Genomic DNA, 21,334 nt, shown 5'->3' on the forward strand with positions numbered 1-21,334 from the left:
TTTACTGTGAATCTTTTTCACTATTCTGAATAGTTACAGCTAGGTTTAATTCCTCTAACTGGGCGTTTGATACGGCACTTGGCGCTTCTGTCAGCATATCGCTGGCAGAGGCTGTCTTAGGAAACGCAATGGTATCACGCAAATTGGTGCGCCCGGCGAGGAGCATCACCAAGCGATCCAGTCCGAATGCAATGCCGCCATGCGGAGGCGTACCGTATTCGAATGCTTCAAGCAAGAAGCCGAATTGCTCCGTCGCTTCTTCTTTTGAGAAGCCGAGCACTTCGAACATTTTTTCCTGGATGTCGCGTTTGTAAATACGCGCAGATCCCCCACCGAGTTCGTAGCCGTTTAATACCAAGTCATATGCTTGTGCACGAACGTTTTGCGGTTCTGTCGACAATTTATTAAGGTCTTCTTCAAAAGGCATCGTAAATGGATGATGCGCAGCGTAGAAGCGGCCATCTTTGTCATCATATTCGAGCAACGGCCAATCCGTGATCCATAGGAATTTGAAGACTGATTGGTCGATCAAGTCCAAATCTTTGCCGAGCTTCATGCGCAAAGCGCCGAGTGCATCCGCAACGACTGTTTTGGCATCAGCCACAAACAGTAGCAAATCTCCTGCTTCCGCTTGTGCGGCCTCAATCAAGCGATCAGCGGCTTCGCCTTCAAAGAATTTGGCGATCGGTCCTTTGACGCCGCCCTCTTCGACTTTCAACCACGCTAAGCCTTTTGCTCCGTAACGTGATGCGAATTCGCCAAGAGCGTCAATGTCTTTGCGTGAGTAATTGGCAGCTTGTCCTTTGGCGTTGATCAGTTTCACTTGCCCACCGGATTCGACTGCACCAGTGAAGACTTTAAAGGCAGAGTCTTTTACCAGTTCCGATACATCCGTCAATTCCATGCCAAAGCGGACATCCGGCTTGTCAGAACCAAAGCGTTCCATTGCATCCCGGTAACTCATGCGCTCGAAGCCTGTGTCGATGTTGATGCCTTTAACGTCTTTCATCACTTGAATCATCAAGCGCTCATTTAATTCGATGATGTCCTCCATTGTTTGGAAGCTCATTTCCATATCGATTTGCGTAAATTCCGGCTGGCGGTCCGCACGCAGATCCTCATCGCGGAAACAGCGGGCGATTTGATAATACTTATCCACCCCTGAAACCATCAGCATTTGCTTGAACAATTGCGGAGATTGCGGAAGCGCATAAAACTCACCGTCATGAACACGGCTTGGCACCAAATAATCGCGCGCGCCTTCTGGTGTGGACTTTGTCAAAATGGGTGTTTCCACATCTAGGAACCCTTCGCTGTCAAGGAAATTGCGGATCGTTTTTGTCACATCCGAACGCATTTTCAAGGTTTCGAACATCGCTGGGCGGCGCAAGTCCAAATAACGGTATTTTAAGCGTAGATCTTCGCTGACATCCGTTTGGTCTTCAATCGCAAACGGCGGGTTTTTCGCAGCGTTGATAATTTCCGCACTATCCACTTGCACTTCAACTTTCCCTGTTTTCATTGCGGCGTTCACTTGGCCTTCTGCTCGTTCCACCACAAGCCCATCAATATGGACGACGAACTCATTGCGTAGTGTTTCACCAATTTTCGATGCCGTTTCAGAAATTTCCGGGTTGAAAACCACTTGGACAATTCCTGAACGGTCGCGGACATCGACGAAAATCAAACCGCCGAGGTCGCGGCGTTTGCGAACCCATCCCTTCAATGATACGCGCTGGCCAATTGACGTTTCGTTCACTTCTCCACAATAATGTGTTCTCGACATATCTATTCCCCCAATGATTTCTTTTTCTGGATGTTTTCAGCTAATTCATCGAATGGCACTTCCTGCTGGTCACGCGTCGCCATTTCTTTGACGGCCGCTTTGCCACTCTCAAGCTCTGATTCACCGATGACGATGACAAAGCGCGCTTGTTTGCGATCGGCAGACTTCATTTGCGCTTTCATCTTGCGGTCAGTGAAATCCATGTCCGCGGAAATGCCATTTGCGCGCAGATCCCGAACAATCGAGACGGCTTTCTTTTTCGACGGCGCATCCATCGCGATCACATAGGCGTTAAGTGATTGGCCCTTGCCAATTTCTACTTTCTCCATTTCCAAAGCGAGCAATAATCGCTCGATGCTCATCGCAAAACCGATTCCTGGAGATTCCGGGCCGCCGAGGTCTTCGACAAGCCCATTATAGCGGCCGCCGCCTGCAAGCGTCGTAATCGCTCCGAAGCCTTCCGCCTCGCTCATGATTTCAAACGCGGTGTGATTATAATAATCGAGCCCTCTCACCAGGTTCGGGTCGACGACATAGCTGATGCCAAGTTCATCTAGATACCCTTTGACCTGTGCAAAATACGCACTCGATTCTTCGTTCAAATAATCCGCAAGGGACGGGGCCGTCGCCATTAACGGATGCTCACGGTCTACCTTGCAATCGAGTATGCGCAGCGGGTTCTTCTCCAGGCGATTTTGGCAATCGCCGCAGAATTCTTCAATTGACGGGGCGAAATGTTCGATCAGCGCTTGCTTGTGTGCCAAGCGGCTTTCCGTATCACCTAGTGAATTCAAGACGAGGCGCAAACTTTTCAAACCACTCGATTTGTAGACGTCCATTGCCAGTGCAATGACTTCTGCGTCGATGGCCGGATCTTTTGAACCGATCGCTTCTACGCCGAACTGAACAAACTGGCGCATGCGCCCGGCTTGTGGCCGCTCATAACGGAACATCGGGCCTGTATAGTAGAGCTTGACGGGCTGGTCAGGTTGTCCGAATAATTTGTTTTCGACATAGGAACGCACGACAGAGGCCGTTCCTTCCGGTCGCAGGGTCAAAGAACGATCCCCACGATCCTGGAATGTATACATTTCCTTTTGGACGATATCCGTCGTGTCGCCAACGCCACGCTGGAAGAGTTCTGTGTGTTCGAAAACCGGCGTGCGGATTTCCTTGTACTGATACAAGTTGCATAATCGATTAATTGTTTGTTCAATTTCCTGCCATTTGGCAGAGTCTTGCGGCAGCACATCATATGTGCCGCGCGGTGCTTGGATATTGCCCATTTTCATCTCTCCTTTTCCATACAAAAAAGCCCCCGCCCCTTGCTTTCGCAAGGGACGAGAGCTAAAAATTAGCTTCCGCGGTTCCACCCTAGTTGACGCAAAGTTCTGCGCCCTCTCTGTCCGGATAACGGCCGGAACCGTCTTAGCCTAATAAGCGCAGTGCGCCGTTCAGTAAAGAACCTCAAGAGTGTTTTTCATTGCAGATCTCTGCAGGAAAGCTTTCAGCCCAGGGCTTTCCCTCTCTTTTCAGTCGACGCCAACAATTACTTTCTCCGTCTTCAGCAAAATTATATAAGTAGAATAAATCAATCTTAATCAGCTGATGAAATCTTGTCAAGCTTTTGCATACATTGCCTGATTTTTTTGATATTATAATGAAGATGAACTTAATTTAGGAGGGCCGCTATGCAACGACGATTATACCTCACTTTACTGATTTTTATTTTAGCTTTATCGGGCACGATCCCGCTGGCTCTATCAAACTCAGCCTTAGCCGATAATGGCGAAATATCTGCAACAGGTTCAACGGTCAATATACGGTCCGGTCCGGGATTGAGTTACGAAGTAATCGGCTCGATGAAACAAGGCGACACAGCGCAGCAACTTTCACGCAGCGGCGATTGGATCGAGATCCGCTACGGCAATTCTGAAGGATGGGTCGCTTCTTGGCTCGTCAGTACAGAACAAGCAGCCGACACATCTTCACAAACCGCAATCTCGTCCGTCGACAGCTTGAACATCCGTGCACAGGCAGATTTGTCTTCCGCAGTGCTGTCGAAAATGAATGCCGGCGAACAAGCGAAAGTTATCGCTAGTCACGGCGACTGGACAGAAGTGCAATTCCGCAACGTCCGCGGCTTCGTGTCTACACAGTACATAAGTTTGACTGACCAACAAAATGCGTCTTCCGAAGACTCAACTTCTGATGTAGAAGCCAATACTGGTCAAGCGCTCGAAAAACTCGCGTCCTTCCGCATTGCGGTCGACGCATTGAATGTTCGTGCCGAACCGAGTTTGAACGCTAAAATTCAAGACTCTGTAAAACAAGGGCAAGTATTTAATGTAAAAGGCATGGAAGGCAATTGGGTCCAATTGGAACTGGCAGACGGCAAAACCGGCTGGGTCTATGCTTTCTACGGTGAATTGTCTGATCAACCCGCACAGCAAGCCAGCTCTTCCGGTGAACAAGTGACTGTCATAACCGATGGCACAAATTTGCGCGCACAAGCAAGCACCTCTTCACAAGTTGTTACACACGCCGATGCCGGCACGCAATTAACGGTGGCAGGCAAAGAAGGCCAGTGGTATTTGGTAGCGCTTGAAGATGGCCGCCAAGCCTATATCGCTGATTGGGTCGTGCGTTCCGGAACATCTACGGAACTGGTTGAAGCTGAAAAGCAACAACCGCTAAGAAAAGCGGGCACCTTGAACGGCTTAACGATCGTTTTGGACCCAGGTCATGGGGGCAATGACGGCGGTACGGTTGGCGTCCGCAAAACGAACGAAAAAGACTTAACGTTGAAAACGGCAGAAATTCTGTCTCATCAATTGCGATCTGCAGGAGCGGAAGTCGTTCTGACGAGGCAATCAGATGTTTATGTCGATCTTCGACAACGGGTATCTGAGAGCCATCAAGTAGCAGCTGACGCATTTATCAGTATCCATTACGATGCTACGGAAGATAGCACGGTTTCCGGCTTTACTTCGTATTACCAACATCCGTACCAGCAAAAATTAGCGGAGCACATCAATGGTGGCTTGGCTGGGAAATTGACGCTTGACGACCGCGGCGCAAGAAAAGGCAATTACCTTGTGTTGCGGGACAATCGCCAGGCTGCGGTACTCGTCGAACTTGGCTTCCTCAGCAATTTCAATGAAGAACGCATCGTCTCAAGCGACCAATTCCGCGAACAAGCTGCACTTGGTCTATACAACGGCATTATCAGTTATTTTGATTCTGAACTAAGCGAATAAATCCAAATGGGCTGTCCCAAAAGGTCATGAAAAGTGACTTTTAGGGGCAGTCTTTTTCTTCTAAAGAAATGGCTGATGTCCATTTCGACGGACGCTTTCCGCGGGCACGGCCTTAGCCGCTTCCCTCGCTTCGCTCAGTCCAGGGTCTTCGGCTCGCGTCGCTCCTTCGCTTAGCTCAGTCACTATTCCCGCTGGAGTCGCCGTCTCCATTCCCATCAGCTGGCTACTCTCAGGTGCCTCACCGATAAATCAAAAACAGACAGAGAAAAAGAATTTTTTCTCCGTCTGTTTTATTTTAGGGACTTATGAGACAGCCCCATTTTTTTGCAAAATGGATGCGATTTTGTTGGCGATGGCCCCAAGAACCCGTCCTTTGTGTTGACCCATTGAAAAAGAGGCGAGCTTAGCCGCTCACCTCTCCAAGGTTATTTTTTAGCACCATCTGAGTCAACGACAATGGTGACAGGCCCATCGTTCGTAAGCTGGACATCCATCATGGCACCGAATACGCCGGTTTCAACCTGAAGACCGTGGCTTGCCAATTCATCGTTGAATTTCAACCATAAGGGTTCCGCTTGTTCCGGGCGCGCCGCTTCGACAAAGCTTGGGCGCCGCCCTTTTTTAACATCTCCGTATAAGGTGAATTGGGAAATCGACAGGACGCTGCCTCCCGCTTCCGCGATTGAATGATTCATCTTGCCGTGTTCGTCCTCGAACAGGCGAAGGCCGGCAATTTTTTTTGCGGCATAGGCCGCATCTGCTTCCGTATCGCTGTGGGTGATGCCAACAAGCAACACATAGCCTGAATCGATCGCACCTGTCATTTGGCCATCCACCGTCACGGACGCTTGTTTTGAACGCTGTAAGACAACTTTCATGGCTCCTCCTTAATTTGTCACACGTTTGACCGAATAAACGTCAGGAATTTGCTTGATGCGCTCGACGACACGGTTCAAATGAGAGAGATGCGGAATCATAATCGATAAGTTGATCGTGGCAATCTTATCTTTGTCAGCACGCCCGCTGACGGCCGTGATTGTTGTCTTTGTCTCACTGACCATATGCATCACTTCATTGATCAAGCCTGTGCGGTCATATGCCTGTACTTCGATATCAATTTGATACGATTTGTTTTCAGGCGACCCTGCATTTTCCCATTCGACCGGGATCAATCGGTCAGATTCGTCCGCTTGGATATTCGGGCAATCTGCACGGTGAACTGAGACGCCGCGGCCTTTGGTGATAAAACCGAGGATGGCATCGCCAGGAACTGGGTTGCAGCATTTCGACAAGCGGATCATCATATTGTCAATGCCGCGCACGATCACACCGGATTCCGTCTGTTTTTTCGGCTGGTTGGATTTCATTTCTACGGTGATTTTCTCAATAGCTTCTTCCTGCTCGCGCTTTTTGCGCTGGCGCTCTGCCAGGCGATTGACGACTTGCTGTGCGGTGATGCCGTTGAAACCGACAGCCGCATACATGTCGTCTTCACTAGCAAAATTGTATTTCTCAATAACGCGTTTGATGTTCTCTCCCGTCAGTACTTCTTTTTGGGTGAACTCCTGTGCTTTGATCTCTTTTTCAACAAGGTCGCGTCCTTTATGGACATTATCATCGCGGACTTGTTTCTTGAAAAATTGCTTGATCTTATTTTTAGCTTGCGTTGATTTGGCGATGTTTAGCCAGTCGCGGCTCGGGCCGACCGATTGCTTGGACGTCAAAATTTCGACGATGTCGCCCGTATGGAGTTCAAAATCAAGCGGCACCATTTTGCCGTTCACTTTCGCGCCGATTGTTTTATTGCCAATTTCGCTATGGACACGGTAGGCAAAATCAATTGGGCAAGAACCATCCGGCATTTCAATTACGTCGCCTTTTGGCGAGAAGACATAGACCATATCCGAGAACAAATCGAATTTCAGCGATTCCATAAATTCTTCGGCGTTGTCGGATTCGTTTTGGAAATCAAGGATTTCTCGGAACCACGACAAACGGGAATCAACCGAACTGAGTGGTTTGTCAGATGTCTTGCCTTCTTTATACGCCCAGTGCGCCGCTACCCCGTATTCGGCGATGCGGTGCATTTCTTCTGTGCGGATTTGCACTTCCAGCGGATCGCCTTGTGGACCGATGACTGTCGTATGCAGCGATTGGTAAAGATTTTGCTTCGGCATAGCGATATAATCCTTGAATCGTCCAGGCATCGGCTTCCAGGTGGAATGGATAATGCCAAGCACCGCATAACAGTCTTTAATGCTGTCGACCGTAATGCGCACAGCAAGCAAATCATAGATTTCGTTGAACTGCTTATTTTGCATGGCCATTTTTTTATAGATGCTGTAAATATGCTTTGGACGCCCAAACAGATCCGCTTCTAAGCCAACTTCATCAAGCTGGACGCGAATTTCACCCATGACATTGTTCAAATAATCTTCCCGCTCTGTGCGTTTTTTCTTCATAAGATTGACAATGCGGTAATATTGCTGCGGATTCAAATAACGAAGAGCTGTATCTTCGAGCTCCCATTTGATCGTATTGATCCCAAGACGATGAGCAATCGGCGCAAAAATTTCCAGCGTCTCGTTTGCCTTAATGCGCTGTTTCTCAACTGATTGGTATTTCAAGGTTCTCAAATTATGCAAACGGTCCGCTAGTTTAATAAGAATGACGCGGATGTCCTGGGCCATCGCAACAAACATTTTGCGGTGGTTTTCCGCCTGCTGTTCTTCTTTTGACATATACTTAATCTTGCTGAGTTTTGTCACGCCATCGACCAATAAAGCGACTTCTTCATCGAAATCGCGGACGATGTCTTCGCGGCTGACATCGGTATCTTCTACGACGTCATGCAAAAAACCCGCTGCGACAGTAGCCGGATCCATCTGCAGTTCTGCCAGGATCCCGGCTACTTGCACCGGATGCACAATATACGGTTCGCCGGATTTCCGGAATTGGCCATCATGGGCTTCATAGGCAAGTTGGTACGCCTTTTTAATCGTTTCAACGTGCTCTGCATTCATATAGGACGCAACCATTTCGAATACATCTTCAACTGTTCTCACTTGATCTTTCGCCATAATTGCCCACCTTGCTTTATTTATTTCCAGAAGAGTATTTCTATATTATAGATAACTTTCCGCTGAAAAGTAAAGCTTTTGCGTATTTTCATCTATCTCCAGGAAATACCCCATAGGCTACAGGCGGTCGCCTCTTTGTTTGCGAATGCCGTCCACCATGATCCATTTGCTGTCATCGCCAACCGCCACGGTCTTATTCGCCGAATCCACACTCATGATATTTTTGACACGGACATTTCGCGCACTTTGCTGGCCGCCCATGATGGAAATGTCTGAACCTGCCGTACGAAAGCCACGCACTACGCCGTTAGACAGCGAAATATGCTCGGCACGATACTGGATAGCCGATGCTGGGCGCCCTTTATAATCGTATAGCGGGTCGCCTTTAAACAAAAAGCGGTTGACCGCAACGTTGCGGTAACCCGAAACGACGAGCGCACGTGGCGATGAATCTTTGTAGAGCCTCGTCTCGACAGGTGCCAAGGAAACGAGGCGCTGCGCTTTGATGTTATAGGCAGACAGCGATTCCGGGTCTTCTCGCAGATGATGCCCGATATGACGAAAATTAAACGAACGGTTGTCGTTAACGGATAAATGACCCGAAATGAAGACGCCAGACGCTGCCGAAGAATTGGCGTGGGCTTTGATTTCCACTCCCCCAAAACAACGCGAAGTGGAATTATTAAATAACCAAACATGTCTCGACCCGTCATCGATTTCAATACCATTGGAATTGGAAAAGCCTTTTTTATGCGCTTTTCCACTCGGGTCAGAGAAATGGCAATTGGAGACAAACACATAATCGCTATGATGAGTCGTCAAACCGTCGTCGCCAAAACCGAAGCCATTGACCTTATCAACCCAAATATATTTGCTGCCGCCCCTGCCGCGCATGCCGTCACCCGCGTAATTATAAAGCGGCGAGGTGATGTCAACGCAATGCAAACCGGGATTGATCGCTTCGACATCTCTCACCCAGCCGTTGGTAACCCCCGCAAAAGTGATGCAGCTCGAGTAATTGCCCCAACTATTCGTGCGGTCTGTATGCCCGAGCCGTTCTACGTTCCAATCGAGGCTCAAGCTTTCGACCGAGATATTGCGATTGCCATTGACATAATTGGAATTCGTCAATAGCCGGGAACGTTTTGGTGCTTTTGGGTGCAGTTTGATAACAGAAGCAGTTTTTCCTGCACCAACGATTCGGCTCCATGAAGGGACACGGATGCCTCTCGCGATATAGATCCCAGGAGGAACTGTCACTTCCACCCGGCCGTTGCCAAGTGCTTTTTTGAACGCTTCGGTGCAATCCGTCATGCCATCGCCAACTGCGCCATAGTCGCGTATATTGACGCGGCGGTTGATCGTCGAATCGAGTTTTTTGTATTCGCGGTCAAGTTTGCCTTTCCACTCTGGAAACAGATCCTGCCCAAAAACAATGGTGCCATAGCCGTTATCATCCGCCACTTCATAGTCATCGGCAAAAACCGACCACAATTTTTCGAAGAAATGGACCGGCCGCTTGATGCGTACGCGGGGAAGATCTTTCTTGATGTCATTGAACAGCGCTTCGGTCTCCCTGGTGACCTGTTCTAGAGGAGTGGCATCGTTCAACAGCTGCCCAATCAGTTCATTATTTTGCACAGGATCATACCGTCTGTCCAATTCGATCATGGAAATCACCTCTCTCCCAAGTTTCTTTCTCTACCATACCCTACCGTCAGAAAAAAAATCACCTTGCCCAAAAGGCAAGGTGATTTTCTTAATATTGCATCAAAGTTGTAACATCGTAGCCGTCGAGGTTCTTACGGCCATCCAAATAAGTCAATTCGATCAAAAATGCACAGCCAACTACAATGCCGCCCAGTTGTTCGACCAAATTGATCGTAGCATTGATTGTGCCGCCCGTTGCCAAAAGATCATCTGTAATCAAGACGCGCTGTCCTGGTTTGATCGCATCTTTGTGCATCGTCAATACGTCCGTGCCGTACTCAAGGCCATATTGTGCGCGAATCACTTCACGCGGCAATTTGCCTTCTTTGCGAACCGGCGCAAAACCGATTTCCAGCGCATAAGCAACAGGGCAGCCAATGATAAAGCCGCGAGCTTCCGGCCCAACGATAATTTCTGCGTCCACTGTTTTCGCGTATGCAACGATTTGGTCCGTTGCGTATTTATAGGCTTCGCCACTGTCCATCAAAGATGTAATATCCTTGAACCTGATTCCTGGCTTTGGCCAATCTTCGACAATCGTAATATACTGCTTTAAATCCATAATTCTTCCTCCTTGGCTGACACTTGGGCGTCAAACCAGTCTTTTAGATCCCGATAGGATGCATACAAGAGCTTCTGTTCTAAAGCAATTTGCCGCTCGCGCTTTTTATAAGCCGGCGCTTCCGTCAAATCACGTTTTCCCGGAGCCTGTGCAATCTCGGTAATTCCATTGTTAAGTGTAACAAAACCGAGTTCAAAAAACACCTGAAGCATGAAAAATAATGTTTCTCGGCTCCAGCCTTTATGTTTGGCGAGTTCGTCGCCGTTCTTTTTGAAGTCGAACGTGCCGCGCTTTTTAACGAAACCGAATAACCATTTAAACTGGTCGCGGTCCGGAATGCGTTCAAAGTATTGGGATTCCTGGGCATAGAAATGCGCATAGACCCGTTTTGGCTTTAATTGCTTCAGCACAGACGATAATTGCTCTTCAGAATCCGGCAAATCCAGCAATACTAGATGATCTTTTGCGGTTCCCTGCTCAGCGAGTGACTGTGCCGAAACGATCGGCCCATCGAGCAATGAGCTGAATACCGCTTCTGTCTCTTGTTGAAAAGCGACGTACACTTGGTTTTGAGCCGGGATAAGCTTAGACCAGCGGCTTACTTGGCGAATGCCGCGGATGTCGAATAGCTGCCATTCGTCCGTGCGGATATCTTCTACCAAGAGTTGTGGCTTTTTACGGCCGTTCCATTCGTTGATCTGCAAGTCGCCGATGACATCGATTTTAACGTCGGGCGTCAGTTGATCGCCGAGTTCACCGATGCCAAAGCCTACTGCATCCAATGTGGAGCTGTTTTGCGCAAGCTCCATTTTGAGATGCGCTTGGCTTGCGCCGATTTTCCGGATGCCCGCCACTTTAACGCCTTCTAGATAGAATTTAGGCTTCGCGAAACCCATGCCAAATGGCGCAAGCCGGCGCATGCCTTCAATCGTTTCCGTATCCACTTCATCTAGAGAAACTGGAATATCGATCGACACAACCGGCACCAAATCTTCAGCCGTCAATGAATTTTTTGCCTGTTCGTTCAAGCGTTCACGTAATTCATCTACATCCGCTGCCGCAAGCGTCATGCCCGCTGCCATCGGGTGGCCGCCAAAATGTGGCAGGATGTCGCGGTTTTTGGCAAGTTCGTTGTATAGATGAAAGCCTTCAATGCTGCGCGCCGAACCTTTTGCTTTGCCATTCGCCAAATCAAGTGACAATACAATTGAAGGACGGTAAAATTTCTCGGTCAATTTCGAGGCCACAATGCCGACAACGCCAGGGTTCCAGCCTTCTTGGGCAACGATAATGACGTGCGGCAACTGCTCGCCGTAACGCGCCTCTACTTGTTCAATCGCTTGCTCAGAGATCGCCTTGACGATGGCTTGGCGTTCCTTGTTCAAAACGTCTAAGCCGTCTGCGAGCGACCGTGCTTCTGACGGGTCATCCGTCATGAACATCCGCACCGCCGGATCAGCCGATTGCAGGCGGCCAATCGCATTGATACGCGGGCCGAACATAAAGCCGATCGTCTCTTCTGTAATATCGCGTTGCTTAACACCCGCAACGTCCGCGAGCGCTGCAATCGCAGGCATCGGCGAATCCTGCAAGGCCCGTAAGCCTTCTTTGACGAGCACGCGGTTTTCACCGTGCAAAGGCACTAAGTCAGCAATGGTGCCGATTGCGACTAACTCCGTCAAATGTTCCGGAATGTCGCCATATAGCGCTTGCGCCATCTTGAACGCCACTCCCACGCCGGCCAACTCGCCGAATGGGTAATTGCCCTGCGGATGCCGAGGGTGGATGATCGCAAGCGCTTCCGGCATCTCGTCGCCGATATCGTGGTGGTCACTGATGATGACGTCCATCCCCAGTTCATTCGCCAAGCGTACCGGCTCGATGCCGGACACGCCGTTGTCTACGGTGACGATCAAGTTGACGCCTTCAGCGTGAGCTTCTTTAAACAGTTCTGCGTTCGGGCCGTAGCCATGATCAAAACGGTTGGGGATTTTAAACGACACATCAGCACCCAAATCTTCGAGCACCGTCATCATGACGGTTGTGCTCGTTACGCCATCGGCATCGTAATCGCCGTAAACCAGAATTTTTTCTTCCGCTTCAATCGCCTGTTGGATACGCGCCACGGCGACGTCCATATCCTTCATCAGAAACGGATTATGTATGCCGGATAATTCGACGGCCAGAAATTCTTCAGCTTTGTCCACCGTGTCGATTCCGCGCGTGACGAGAATCTTCGCCAACACAGAAGACAAGGATAGCGCTTGCTGTAAATTTTGTACCGCTTGTTCATCCGGACTTGTCAATTGCCATCTTTTTTTGGATTCAATCATTGATTCTCACTTCCTCACCCGTCCATTATACAGCATCAGCGAGCAGACAAAAACCTTTCGGCTAAGCGCCGAAAGGTTCATTTTTTACAATCCGTCACGGCTCGAGTCCTGGCGGCGATCTTCTGTATCGTTGACGCCAAAGTCATCGCGTTTAGGCTGCGAGCGAAGTGACTCGTCCTGATCATGTGTCCGTTCTTCACCGGTCACAACCATCGCATCAGGCGAGACACCCGCCTTCTGGTATTCTGCAATTTCGTTTTGCTGTGTCGCGATAAGTGATTCTTTAACCGCCACTTCTTTTTGAAGCGTCTTCACTTTGCGCTTCAATTGGTAATTGCGCGTCATGGCGAGAATGCTCGACAATAGGAAGCCAAGCAAAGCAGAGACAAGAATGACGAGGATCAACGGCCACTCTGATTCACCGAAGACATAATTGACCGGCACATTATCGACATTAAAGACTGCGAAAATCGCGATGATGATAGCAAAAACAAGTCCGAGCAATAGGAGCCATTGCAATTTCATATAAACCATCCTTTCTTCGTTCAAGCTGCGTACACCTTGCCTCATTCTGCACAGAAAAAGGGACAAGGTATCATTATTCTATACCCTGTCCCTTTGTCCTATTAAACTTATACGACTGGTTCGTCAGAGCCCCATTTGGACTCTTGCTCTTTCTTCTCGATATCGATCGGCCCTTTCTTTTTCAATTCGCCTTTTTTCAAGACAAGCCATAGCTGGGCAGCGATGAAAATCGATGAATAGGTTCCTGCGATCAAGCCGATCAAGAGCGCAATCGAGAAATTGGTAATCGATGCAGCCCCGAAGATCAACAGTGCCAGCACGACGAGGAATACCGTCAGTACCGTATTGATCGAACGCGTCAAGGTCTGGCGCAATGAAGTATTGACGATTTTCTCCAATTGCTCCACCGTCTCGACTTTTTTGACACGGCGCATGTTCTCCCGGATCCGGTCAAACGTGACAATCGTATCGTTGATGGAATAACCAATGATCGTCAGTACAGCGGCGATAAAGGTAATATCCACCTCCAGACGCAAAATGCTGAATGCCGCAACAATGAAGAACGCATCATGCAATAGCGCCACGACAGATGCAACCCCCATGCGCCATTCAAAGCGGAACGCCACATAGATGATAATGCCGACTGCAGCGATGGCAAGGGCGTACAAGGCATTCTGTGCCAGTTCAATGCCGACGGTCGGCGATACGGTCGAGACGTTCGGTTCGATGCCGTATTCATCCACAGCCGCCGATTTCAATTCCTCAATTTCTTGCTGGCTAAATTCCTCTGCATAGCGAACAACACCAATGGAAGAACCTTCTCCTGCCATGACAATATCATCGGAAGGGAAGCCAGCGCCGTCAAGGAAACTTGCCACTTCGTCTTGTGATAAGGAAGATTCAGACGTGACTTCCACGCGTGTACCGCTGGAGAAATCAATGCCTAAATTCAATTGGAAAATCGACAGCACGACCATACCTGACAAAATCAGCGCAAGCGAACCAGCGAAGAATTTACGGCGGTTGCCAGCAAAGTCAAAGCGGTCGTAAGGCGTTGTTAAATCGGTGATGTGTAATCCCTCTTCTTTTGTATGGATCTTGTTCTTCGATAAGCCAAACCAACCAGGCTTGTTATCCAAGAACCCGCTCCACACCCACAGCCCAAGTAACAAGCGAGAGCCCCAAACGGCCGTCAAGAAGCTTGCGAGAATCGAAATGATTAGCATCGTCGCAAAGCCTTTAACAGAGCTGGTACCGAAGTAGAACAACACAGCTGCAGCGAGAAGCGTCGTGATGTTCGCATCGATGATTGCAGAGAACGATGACTTGGCACCCGTACGGAATGCATCCCGCACAGACTCGCCGGTCCGCAGCTCTTCACGTATCCGCTCGTAAGTGATGATATTGGCATCGACTGCCATCCCGACACCGAGCATGATGGCCGCAATACCTGGCAACGTCAAGACGCCGCCGATCCATTCGAAGATCACGAGGATCAAATAAACGTAAGCGGAAAGTGTGACAACAGCAATCGCACCTGGAAAACGGTAGAACAATAGCATGAAGATCAACACTGCCGCGATGCCGATACCGGCTGCGAATGTTGTCTGTTCAAGTGCCTGTTCACCAAACTGCGCACCAACTGAAGTCGAATAAATTTCTTCCAATTTCACCGGCAAGGCCCCAGCATTTAAAATACCCGCCAAGTTTTGCGTTTCCTCTACTGTAAATGAACCCGAGATTTCAACGCTTGGTGAATTGATGCGCTGGGAAACGCGCGGGTCAGAAACAAATTTCGGATCAGGTTTTAAACGTTCTTCCTGATAAGAATCAACGCCTTCTTCAAAATCGAGCCAGATGACTAAGACATTATCCGGCGCGGATTTTTGGGCAATTTCGCCAGTCACTTCGGCGAATTTACCGGGTTCATTCAGTTCCAGCGTAACGATCGGCTGGCCTTCCTGATTGAAAGTGGCCGTCGCGCCACCTTGTGCGAGGTCGTTACCGGACAACATGACGTTATCGTCCGCATCACGGAACGATAAATTGGCTTCTGTTGAAAGCAGTTCGCGTGCTGATGATTGATCTTCGATTCCCGCCAACTGAACGCGAATTCGGTTGCCGCTTTCGATTTGGATGTTCGGCTCACTGACGCCGAGCACATCAATTCGGCTTCTCAGCGCATCCGTAGTATCCGATACAACTTCTTCTGTGATTTCCTGGCCTTCTTCGAGCGGTTCGACTTGGTAAAGAACTTCGAATCCGCCCTGCAAATCGAGCCCAAGATTGATGTCTTTGGCGATCGGCAGGCTGGTTGTGCCAAGCAGCCCGATGAGCATGAATACCAGCAGGAAAAAGGCGATGATGCGAGATCTTGCTTTCATATGTATAGTTCCTCCTCAATATAGAACACAGCACTTACATTATCGGTGACGTGCCAAAAGGTGTCAAATCCCACGCGATTTCGGGCGCGCCGGACGAAGAAGCTGCTGCAGGTCCTCCATGCTGTCTTCCGTGAAAAAGTTTGCGGTTTTAAAGCCTTCTACCTGATGATACGCGACATAGTCGGAAGCGGTCAGATCCATGATATCCGACACCATTTCATGCAAGCGCATATCTTCGACTTTTTTCTTTTTCCACGCTTTTTTCAGGCAATACTCCCACAACGCTTCCGGGGTGAATGTATCGTATTGCAAATACGTGAATTCGCTGCATTTGCTCTCTAATGCTGGCAGCACTTGCTCGTATTTTTCCGGATAGCTCATCATGTTGGTTCTCCTTTCTGCAGTTCTGCTTCCATTGTAACTCCCAGATGGAAATTTTAGAACAAATGCATGAAAATTTTTGGAAAATTGTTTAATTTATTTTGGTTTATAATTACCGTTTTCTGAAAAACATTTTCCTCTTGGACGAAAAAAACGCCTCCCGAAAGGAAGACGGTTTTTGCGGTTGCTTATTCTACGATGCGGGCGATTGCCTGGCGCTCGAATTGCATGCGCGTGCCATCTGCTACCGTGATGTAGATGGTTGAATCGTCTACTGCGTCGACTTGGCCATGCAAGCCGCCGATCGTCACGATACGGTCCCCACGCTTTAGTTCCGACTGCATGTTAGCTGTCGTTTTTTGGCGTTTTTGCGCCGGGCGGATGATGAAAAGCCACATCAGCAAGAACATCAATAGTAAAGGTGATAACGCAATTAATGTTTCCATTGTTCAATTTCCCCCTTTCGTGTTCTCTATCGTTTCGAACTCAGAAGTTTTTCGCATTCGGTTTGTTGAATCCGTACGCTTCAAAAAATTCTTCGCGGAAATCTCCCAGGCGGTCTTCACGAATCGCTTGACGCACCTGTTCCATTAAGTTTAACAGAAAATGCAGGTTATGATAACTCGTAAGGCGAATTCCGAAGGTTTCATCGGCACGCAATAAATGGTGCACGTATGCACGCGTGTAATTCGTGCATGTATAGCATGTACATTTCTCATCGATTGGCGTAAAATCACGCTTGAACTTCGCATTTTTCAAGTTCAGACGGCCTTCACTCGTCATGAGCGTACCGTTTCGTGCGATGCGCGTCGGCAACACGCAGTCGAACATATCGATGCCGCGAATGGCACCATCGATCAAGGAATCCGGTGAACCGACGCCCATCAAATAACGCGGCTTATCGAATGGCATGAACGGTGTCGTGAATTCAAGCGCACGGTTCATGACGTCTTTCGGTTCACCGACAGACAATCCACCGATCGCATAGCCCGGGAAATCGAGTGCGACGAGGTCTTCTGCACTTTGTCGGCGAAGGTCTTCGTATTCGCCGCCTTGAATGATGCCGAACAAGCCTTGGTCCTCAGGACGTGCATGTGCTGCTAGGCAGCGTTCCGCCCAGCGAGAGGTCCGTTCCACACTGGATTTCATGTATTCATGCGTCGCCGGGTAAGGCGGGCATTCATCAAACGCCATCATGATGTCAGAACCGAGGTCGTTTTGGATTTGCATCGCTTTTTCCGGGCTCAAGAACAATTTATCGCCGTTCATATGGTTGCGGAAATGAACGCCTTCTTCTTTGATGTTGCGGAACTCGCTGAGCGAGAACACTTGGAAACCGCCGGAATCGGTCAAAATCGGGCGGTCCCAGTTCATGAATTTGTGTAAACCGCCTGCTTCTTTGATGACGTCATTTCCCGGGCGCAGCCACAAATGATAAGTGTTGCTTAAGATAATGCCAGCGTTCATGGCTTTCAATTCTTCCGGGCTCATCGTCTTAACGGTCGCTTGTGTCCCGACTGGCATAAATGCCGGCGTTTCAAAAGAGCCGTGTGGCGTATGGACGATGCCGAGGCGTGCGCCTGTTTGTTTGCATGTTTTAATGTGTTCGTAAGTTACTGCATGGGTCATGATTCGGTCTCCTTTTTCTGTGGTTCAATAAACATCGCGTCGCCAAAGCTGAAAAAGCGGTAGCGCTCTTTGACGGCTTCATTGTATGCATTTAAGATAGCATCCCGGTTCGACATCGCACTGACGAGCATGACGAGCGTCGACTTTGGCAAGTGGAAATTGGTGATCAAGCCGTCCACCGCTTCAAAGCGGTACCCTGGATAGATGAAAATATCTGTCCAGCCATTGTCTTCTTGCAAAGTGCCGCCGAATTTCTTCGCGACCGACTCGAGCGTGCGCGTTGACGTCGTACCGACGGAAATGACGCGACCGCCTCGCTGTTTTGTTGCGTTAATGAGGTCTGCGGTTTGTTGCGTGATGCGGTAAAATTCCGCGTGCATTTCATGGTCTTCGATCGACTCGACCGATACCGGACGGAACGTGCCAAGCCCGACATGCAAAGTGATAAATGCGATGTTGACCCCTTTATTGCGGATGTCACTGAGCAATTCGTCGGTAAAATGCAGTCCGGCTGTCGGCGCTGCGGCACTGCCCCGCTCTTTCGCGAAGACCGTCTGATAGCGGTCCTGGTCTTCCAGCTTTTCGCGGATATAAGGCGGCAGCGGCATTTCACCTAACTGGTCCAGGATCTCATAGAAAATGCCGTCATAAATAAATTTAAAATAGCGGCCTCCGTGGTCCAAGACCCCTGTGCATTCCGCGCGCAATAAGCCGTCGCCAAATGACACGACCGTACCGATTTTCACTTTTTTCGCTGGCTTAACAAGCGTTTCCCACACATCTTCTTCGGTCTGCTTTAATAGCAGCACTTCGATATTGGCGCCTGTCTCTTCTTTAGTCCCCATCAGGCGCGCAGGAAGCACGCGGGTGTCGTTCAAGACGAGCGTATCGCCTTCGTGCAAATGGTCCAGGATATCGCGGAAATGCTTATGCTCTACCGCTCCTGTCTCTTTGCCCATGACCAAAAGCCGGCTCGATGTTCGGTCAAGCAGCGGCGTTTGGGCGATCAATTCCTCTGGCAGTTCAAAATCAAAATCGTTTACATTTAATTGCTGTTCGTTTGTAAGTTTCGTCATTCAGGCATCTCCATTTTAAAGTGTTCGTAAGCAAGAGGCGTTACCATGCGCCCTCTTGGCGTCCGTTGAATAAATCCGATCTGCAATAAATACGGTTCGTAGACATCTTCAATGGTCGTCGATTCTTCCCCGATGCTTGCAGCGATCGTGTCCACGCCAACCGGCCCGCCACGAAAACGGCTAATCATGCCAGTCAGTAGCTTGTGGTCAATGTGATCCAGTCCGAGCGGATCGACTTGAAGCATCTCGAGAGCTTGCTCGGCCATATCGGTCGTGATCGAACCGTTGCCTCGCACCATCGCGTAGTCGCGTACGCGTTTTAATAAACGGTTGGCGATACGCGGGGTTCCACGGGAACGGCGGGCAATTTCAATGGCCGCGAGCGGATCGATATCCGCTTCAAACAGAGTGGCGCTGCGCTCGACGATATTGGTCAAAGCTTCCGTGTCGTAATACTCAAGCCTTGATAACACGCCAAAACGGTCCCGCAAAGGAGCGGACAAGGCCCCTGCGCGTGTCGTCGCACCAATCAAGGTGAACGGCGGCAAGTCGAGCCGAACAGAGCGCGCGGTCGGGCCTTTGCCGACGACGATGTCGAGACAGAAATCCTCCATCGCCGGATACAGCACTTCTTCGATCGAACGGTTCAAACGGTGAATTTCATCGATGAACAAGACATCTCCTGGCTCAAGGGATGAGACAATGGCTGCCAAATCGCCCGGCCGTTCAATCGCAGGACCTGAAGTCATCTTCACCCCGACTTCCATCTCATTAGCAATGACCGTCGCAAGCGTCGTTTTCCCAAGACCCGGCGGCCCGTAAAGCAGCACATGATCAAGCGATTCGTTGCGCATTTTCGCCGCTTCAATAAAGATCTCCAGGTTATGTTTTACTTTTTGCTGGCCGATGTATTGCGACAAACGCTGTGGACGCAAGGATTGCTCAAAGCGCTCATCAAATTCCGAAACTTCGCCGTCAATGATGCGTTCTTCCATGGCGTTCGCCTCCTCGTTAAGTTTGTTTCAATAATAATTGAAGGGCTTTTTTCATGTAGCCTTCTGTGTCGAGCTCGAGGCCCTTGAGTTGTGGTTTCACTTTCGTGATCTCGCGCTCTGAATAGCCAAGTGCGCCAAGTGCAAGCATCGCTTCTTCAAGCTCTGATTCGTCGCCGCCAAACAAATCTGGCTGCCCTTCTTCTGTATACGATTCCCCGAAGAAATCCGTCAGCTTGCCTTTTAGGTCCAAGATCATCTGGCGGGCGGTTTTTTTGCCGACGCCAGGGAATTTCACTAAATACTTCTCGTCTTCCTGCTCGATTGCCTCGATGACAAATTGCGGCTGGCCAGATGCCAAAATCGCAAGCGCACCTTTTGGGCCGATGCCGGATACGCTGATGAGCTTACGGAATAATTCCCGCTGCTCAAGCGTCGGGAAGCCAAACAAGAACTGAGCGTCTTCCCGTACGTGATGATGCACAAAAATCTGCAATTCATCCGAGCCGAAAGAATACGGGTTCGGGGCAAAGATTTGCCAGCCGACCCCTTGCTGTTCCACTACCAAATATTCAGGTGTCACACGGGTGACTTGCCCTTTTATGTAATCGTACATTGCACTCGCCCTTTCATTTTCAACCTATTGATTATACCATATTCCGCCCGCTCCTACGAAGAAAGCTATCCGGTACAGCTGGACATTGTGAAGCGTTAAAGGAACTCCCCGCTGATTGAAGTTTCTCTTTATCCCGCTTTAACGGTCTGTATGGATTTCGCTTTACCAAGCGAAACCCGACAGGCCGTAAAAGTCCGATTGGATCAACTAACAATCATCGGGGAGGAAAGCGTTCCCCGATGATTGAAGTTTCTCTTTATGCTAAAATAAAATTATATGGTGAAGTCAAATTCACTCACTCAACGCATTCCGCAAATCTGCTTCGCTTTCCCGCGGGAGTCTTCGCAGTTTTGCTATATATATTGCTGAACACACCAAGAGTGGCTTGAAATGATTTTTACAGAAAGGCAATTTCAGAGTACAATATGCAATTTGGTTATCAACGGAGGGTTTTCATGAAAAAATTATATGGCGAAGAACGCCGCAATGTTTTATTGGATGAGCTGAAGCAGTCAGGGCGACCGATGACTGGCAGTGAACTCGCAAAACTCGCGCACGTATCGCGGCAAGTCGTGGTCGGCGATATGACCTTATTGAAGGCAAAAGGTGAACCGATTATCGCCACGAGCCAAGGCTATTTATATTTAGACCCGAGCGGCAATAAGCAAGTGAGCCGCCGCATCGCCTGCAATCACTTGCCACAAGAAACAGAAGCGGAATTGCGCTTATTGGTCGATTGTGGCGTCACCGTCAAAGACGTATCTATTGAACATCCTGTATATGGCGAGCTGACTGCAGGAATTCATGTGTCGACGCCACTTGACGTGGACTTGTTCATGCAGCGCGTACGCGAAACCGGCGCAAGCTATTTACTGGAGCTGACCGAAGGCACACACATCCACACCATCACCGCAGATCTCCCCGAAACACTCTCACAAGCGGTTGAAGCGATGAAGCAGCACGGCTATTTGCTTGAAGAAGCGGAATAAACGAAAATCCC

Annotated in this window: 17 protein-coding genes and 1 other annotated feature; of the genes, 2 read left to right on the forward strand and 15 right to left on the reverse strand. The window is 49.3% G+C overall.

Translation table 11 applies throughout. The features are described from left to right. Position 1: 1 nt before the first annotated feature. Positions 2-1,786 carry an aspartate--tRNA ligase gene (aspS, locus tag AY633_RS11090; protein WP_068488409.1) on the reverse strand — a complete coding sequence of 595 codons (1,785 nt, stop codon included), beginning with the start codon at positions 1,784-1,786 and terminating at the stop codon, positions 2-4. A 2-nt stretch (positions 1,787-1,788) separates the two neighbouring features. Continuing rightward, positions 1,789-3,072, reverse strand: coding sequence for a histidine--tRNA ligase (gene hisS, locus AY633_RS11095; protein WP_068488410.1), 1,284 nt, complete (start codon positions 3,070-3,072; stop codon positions 1,789-1,791). Between the two features lie 47 nt (positions 3,073-3,119). Further along, positions 3,120-3,360 (reverse strand) — a binding site (T-box leader). A gap of 117 nt (positions 3,361-3,477) precedes the next feature. On the opposite strand from hisS, the gene AY633_RS11100 reads away from it, so the two are divergent. Beyond that, a complete protein-coding gene (locus AY633_RS11100) occupies positions 3,478-5,046 on the forward strand; it encodes an SH3 domain-containing protein (RefSeq protein WP_068488411.1) in 1,569 nt (522 codons plus the stop codon). A 425-nt stretch (positions 5,047-5,471) separates the two neighbouring features. Here the strand turns inward: AY633_RS11100 and dtd are convergent, their stop codons facing one another. From dtd to ruvA, 13 genes are all read right to left on the reverse strand, one after another. Next, positions 5,472-5,924 carry a D-aminoacyl-tRNA deacylase gene (gene dtd, locus AY633_RS11105; RefSeq protein WP_068488412.1) on the reverse strand — a complete coding sequence of 151 codons (453 nt, stop codon included), beginning with the start codon at positions 5,922-5,924 and terminating at the stop codon, positions 5,472-5,474. Positions 5,925-5,933: 9 nt separating this feature from the next. Next, a complete protein-coding gene (locus tag AY633_RS11110; RefSeq protein WP_068488413.1) occupies positions 5,934-8,126 on the reverse strand; it encodes a RelA/SpoT family protein in 2,193 nt (730 codons plus the stop codon). A gap of 117 nt (positions 8,127-8,243) precedes the next feature. Continuing rightward, a complete protein-coding gene (locus AY633_RS11115) occupies positions 8,244-9,797 on the reverse strand; it encodes a glycosyl hydrolase family 28-related protein (protein ID WP_068488414.1) in 1,554 nt (517 codons plus the stop codon). Between the two features lie 88 nt (positions 9,798-9,885). Beyond that, positions 9,886-10,398 (reverse strand): adenine phosphoribosyltransferase, encoded by a 513-nt coding sequence (locus AY633_RS11120; RefSeq protein WP_068488415.1) that lies wholly within the window; start codon positions 10,396-10,398, stop codon positions 9,886-9,888. Further along, on the reverse strand, positions 10,389-12,731 hold the full coding sequence (gene recJ / locus AY633_RS11125) for a single-stranded-DNA-specific exonuclease RecJ (protein WP_068488416.1): 2,343 nt from the start codon (positions 12,729-12,731) through the stop codon (positions 10,389-10,391). Before recJ ends, AY633_RS11120 begins: the two co-directional genes overlap by 10 nt. A gap of 84 nt (positions 12,732-12,815) precedes the next feature. Then, on the reverse strand, positions 12,816-13,256 hold the full coding sequence (locus tag AY633_RS11130; protein WP_082799237.1) for a LapA family protein: 441 nt from the start codon (positions 13,254-13,256) through the stop codon (positions 12,816-12,818). Between the two features lie 107 nt (positions 13,257-13,363). Further along, positions 13,364-15,640, reverse strand: coding sequence for a protein translocase subunit SecDF (secDF, locus tag AY633_RS11135; protein ID WP_068488417.1), 2,277 nt, complete (start codon positions 15,638-15,640; stop codon positions 13,364-13,366). A gap of 63 nt (positions 15,641-15,703) precedes the next feature. Beyond that, positions 15,704-16,024, reverse strand: a complete 321-nt coding sequence (locus AY633_RS11140; RefSeq protein WP_068488418.1) for a post-transcriptional regulator — start codon at positions 16,022-16,024, stop codon at positions 15,704-15,706. A gap of 185 nt (positions 16,025-16,209) precedes the next feature. Beyond that, on the reverse strand, positions 16,210-16,467 hold the full coding sequence (gene yajC, locus AY633_RS11145) for a preprotein translocase subunit YajC (RefSeq protein ID WP_058380984.1): 258 nt from the start codon (positions 16,465-16,467) through the stop codon (positions 16,210-16,212). 40 nt (positions 16,468-16,507) lie between these two features. Beyond that, positions 16,508-17,650 carry a tRNA guanosine(34) transglycosylase Tgt gene (gene tgt / locus AY633_RS11150; RefSeq protein ID WP_068461866.1) on the reverse strand — a complete coding sequence of 381 codons (1,143 nt, stop codon included), beginning with the start codon at positions 17,648-17,650 and terminating at the stop codon, positions 16,508-16,510. Continuing rightward, positions 17,647-18,726: a tRNA preQ1(34) S-adenosylmethionine ribosyltransferase-isomerase QueA gene (gene queA / locus AY633_RS11155; protein ID WP_068488419.1), complete on the reverse strand. Its 1,080-nt coding sequence runs from the start codon at positions 18,724-18,726 to the stop codon at positions 17,647-17,649. Before queA ends, tgt begins: the two co-directional genes overlap by 4 nt. Beyond that, positions 18,723-19,721 carry a Holliday junction branch migration DNA helicase RuvB gene (gene ruvB / locus AY633_RS11160; RefSeq protein WP_068488420.1) on the reverse strand — a complete coding sequence of 333 codons (999 nt, stop codon included), beginning with the start codon at positions 19,719-19,721 and terminating at the stop codon, positions 18,723-18,725. The genes queA and ruvB overlap by 4 nt, the downstream gene beginning before the upstream one ends. Positions 19,722-19,737: 16 nt before the next feature. Beyond that, complete coding sequence (gene ruvA, locus AY633_RS11165) at positions 19,738-20,334, reverse strand: Holliday junction branch migration protein RuvA (RefSeq protein WP_068488421.1); 597 nt, start codon at positions 20,332-20,334, stop codon at positions 19,738-19,740. Between the two features lie 455 nt (positions 20,335-20,789). Between ruvA and AY633_RS11170 the strand changes: the two genes are divergently transcribed. Continuing rightward, entirely contained in the window at positions 20,790-21,323 is a 534-nt protein-coding gene (locus AY633_RS11170) for a transcription repressor NadR (protein ID WP_068461859.1), read from the forward strand. The last annotated feature ends 11 nt before the right edge of the window (positions 21,324-21,334 follow it).

This window comes from Planococcus maritimus (assembly GCF_001592825.1).
In the GTDB taxonomy this organism is placed as follows: Bacteria; Bacillota; Bacilli; order Bacillales_A; family Planococcaceae; genus Planococcus; species Planococcus maritimus_C.

Bases quoted from the DNA above. Each gene is read 5' to 3' on its own strand.
- aspS (WP_068488409.1), bottom strand. From the start codon at position 1,786: ATGTCGAGAACACATTATTGTGGAGAAGTGAACGAAACGTCAATTGGC.
- dtd (WP_068488412.1), bottom strand. From the start codon at position 5,924: ATGAAAGTTGTCTTACAGCGTTCAAAACAAGCGTCCGTGACGGTGGAT.
- recJ (WP_068488416.1), bottom strand. From the start codon at position 12,731: ATGATTGAATCCAAAAAAAGATGGCAATTGACAAGTCCGGATGAACAA.
- hisS (WP_068488410.1), bottom strand. From the start codon at position 3,072: ATGGGCAATATCCAAGCACCGCGCGGCACATATGATGTGCTGCCGCAA.
- AY633_RS11130 (WP_082799237.1), bottom strand. From the start codon at position 13,256: ATGAAATTGCAATGGCTCCTATTGCTCGGACTTGTTTTTGCTATCATC.
- ruvA (WP_068488421.1), bottom strand. From the start codon at position 20,334: ATGTACGATTACATAAAAGGGCAAGTCACCCGTGTGACACCTGAATAT.
- yajC (WP_058380984.1), bottom strand. From the start codon at position 16,467: ATGGAAACATTAATTGCGTTATCACCTTTACTATTGATGTTCTTGCTG.
- AY633_RS11115 (WP_068488414.1), bottom strand. From the start codon at position 9,797: ATGATCGAATTGGACAGACGGTATGATCCTGTGCAAAATAATGAACTG.
- AY633_RS11140 (WP_068488418.1), bottom strand. From the start codon at position 16,024: ATGATGAGCTATCCGGAAAAATACGAGCAAGTGCTGCCAGCATTAGAG.
- AY633_RS11100 (WP_068488411.1), top strand. From the start codon at position 3,478: ATGCAACGACGATTATACCTCACTTTACTGATTTTTATTTTAGCTTTA.
- queA (WP_068488419.1), bottom strand. From the start codon at position 18,726: ATGACGAAACTTACAAACGAACAGCAATTAAATGTAAACGATTTTGAT.
- AY633_RS11120 (WP_068488415.1), bottom strand. From the start codon at position 10,398: ATGGATTTAAAGCAGTATATTACGATTGTCGAAGATTGGCCAAAGCCA.
- tgt (WP_068461866.1), bottom strand. From the start codon at position 17,650: ATGACCCATGCAGTAACTTACGAACACATTAAAACATGCAAACAAACA.
- AY633_RS11170 (WP_068461859.1), top strand. From the start codon at position 20,790: ATGAAAAAATTATATGGCGAAGAACGCCGCAATGTTTTATTGGATGAG.
- AY633_RS11110 (WP_068488413.1), bottom strand. From the start codon at position 8,126: ATGGCGAAAGATCAAGTGAGAACAGTTGAAGATGTATTCGAAATGGTT.
- secDF (WP_068488417.1), bottom strand. From the start codon at position 15,640: ATGAAAGCAAGATCTCGCATCATCGCCTTTTTCCTGCTGGTATTCATG.
- ruvB (WP_068488420.1), bottom strand. From the start codon at position 19,721: ATGGAAGAACGCATCATTGACGGCGAAGTTTCGGAATTTGATGAGCGC.